The organism is Microvirga sp. P4_G7 (assembly GCF_056401005.1).
This window is the reverse complement of record NZ_JBFUKD010000636.1, coordinates 1-2,134: the sequence shown is the minus strand read 5'-3', so window position 1 is coordinate 2,134 and position 2,134 is coordinate 1. Positions and strand designations below refer to the sequence as shown.

Genomic DNA, 2,134 nt, shown 5'->3' with positions numbered 1-2,134 from the left:
GGCTCATCTCGGGCACGAGAACCAACCCTTTGTCTGTGATCCTGATTTCGGGGATCACAGACAGCGGAATCAGGTTGAACCCCATATAGGGGATCTTGCAGCCGGCCTTCTCCCAAGCCACCTTGAGGCTTCGCGTCTCGTCGGCGACTTCGGTAACGCGCTTGTCGGACAAGAGGCCGGCGATCGGCAAGGCCACCATGGCAACGACCTTACCGCCGTCGACCACGCAAACACCGCCCTGGCTCTCGATGATCGTATCGAGCGCAACGCGCATGTCGGCCTCGTTCGTTCCCGCGACGATCACATTGTGTGAATCGTGCCCCACGCTGCTGGCGACCGCGCCGCGCTTCAATCCGAAATCCTTGAGAAATCCATGCGCCACACCGGCACCGCCGGTTTTTCCGTGACGCTCGATGACGGTGACGAAGGTGAGACCGTTCTTGGTCAGGAGCGTTTCCCAATCCGGCTCCGGCTGCAGTGCGATCTTGTCATGGAAAAGAACGATGCCCGGCAGCGCGACACGGATGACGTTGGTCGTGCAGGCCTTCGACGGGAGTTCGGGAATGAGCTTCGGCGGCGATGGGATATGCACCGTCCGATAGGCTTCCGGCGGATAGCGGTAGCGATTTGACAGGGCCTGATCGAGAACCGGGGTGATCTTGGCGTTCTCGACGACCAGCTCGCCGCCGTACCAGGTGTTCTTCACAGTGAGATCGTCATCGAGCAACACGACATCCGCCCGCCTTCCGCCACCGAGACCGCCGATCTCGCCGTCCATGGCGAAACGGGTCGCGGGATGAAGCGATCCCATGCTCCAGGCCTGCTCGCGCGACATGCCGGCGCGCTGCGCTTCGCGCGTCACCCAATCGAGACCAAACAGCATGAGGTCATCGGCATCCCGATCGTCGGTGCAGACGCAGAGCCGCTTGTGAGAGGCGCCGAGTTCGGTGACGGTCTTGATCGCCTCGGGAAGAGAGTGCCACGGGGTCGTCGGCGGCCCGCCGCGCAGGAAGATCCACACACCGGCATCGAGCAGATCGTCCGCGATGTCGCGGTCGATGGCTTCGTGCGTATCCGTGACACCACTCGCCGCGTAGGCCGCAACGAACTCGCGACCGTATATGTGGCCGGACACCGGCTTTCCGCGCGAGAGTGCCGCCGCGAGAATGGCGTGGCTGCGTTCGTCGCCCATGGTCACGGGGACGAAGTCCATCTTTTCGCCGAGGGCGGCCGCTTCCGGCCAGCGATCGAACAACGCCGCGATTTTTTCAGGCGTCAGGTCGCCGCCCGCCGTTTCGAGCTCTGGCGACGTGGCCGGAACCGTGCTTGGCACGGTGAGAAAGATGGACAACGGCGCGTGCCGCGCATCCTCCAGCATCATCTCGATGCCGGCGCTGTCCATGACGTTTCCGATTTCATGGCTGTCGCAGAAGATGGTGGTCGTGCCATTGAGCAACGCCGCCTCCGCGTAAGCGCAGGCGGTGATCATGCTGCTCTCGATGTGGATGTGCGGATCGACGAGACCGGGCGCGATGATCCCGCCCTTCGCATCATAGACGCGTCCGGGAGTTCCGTTGACCTTCTTGTATGAGCCCGCGGGTTTGACGGCCGCGATGCGCCCGCCCACGATCCAGACTTCCCGCTCCCGCGCAATGCGTTCGCTGTAGGTAGACAGCACCCGTGCGCCGGTGATCACGAGATCGGCGGGTGCGCGCCCCGAGGCCACGTCCGCCAAGCGGCGTGTCATGGTGTGTAGCGGTGCAAGGGAGAAGCGCGTCAGGCTCGACGAAGGGGGAAGCGAGGGCTTGCGATCCATGATGGTGCGTCCGTGTTCGTTCTTACTTCGAAAGGGCTGACAGAATGCGGGCCCAGGAGCGAATTCCGTGGTGGAAACTCGAGAGGTCGTATTTCTCGTTCGGCGAATGGATGCGGTTGTCGAAGCGCGCAAATCCGACCATCAGCGCATCCATGTTCAGGAAGCGTTTGAAGTCGCCGACGATCGGGATCGAGCCGCCCGTTCCCGCCAGCGCTGCCTCGCGACCCCATTCCTGCGTCAAGGCATCGAGCGTCGGCTTCAGGTAAGGTCCGTCGAGGGGAAGGGTCAGCGCCGGACTGCCGCCGTGCTCCTTGAAGG

Annotated in this window: 2 protein-coding genes; both read right to left on the bottom strand. The window is 63.3% G+C overall.

Annotation, left to right across the window (positions count from 1 at the left end; translation table 11 throughout):
• Positions 1 to 1,816: adenine deaminase (locus tag AC1DT3_RS18925; protein ID WP_477466763.1), on the bottom strand; the 1,816-nt coding region annotated here is incomplete at its 3' end.
• A gap of 22 nt (positions 1,817 to 1,838) precedes the next feature.
• A partial coding sequence (locus tag AC1DT3_RS18920) for a M20/M25/M40 family metallo-hydrolase (RefSeq protein ID WP_477466762.1) occupies positions 1,839 to 2,134 on the bottom strand: 296 nt, incomplete at its 5' end.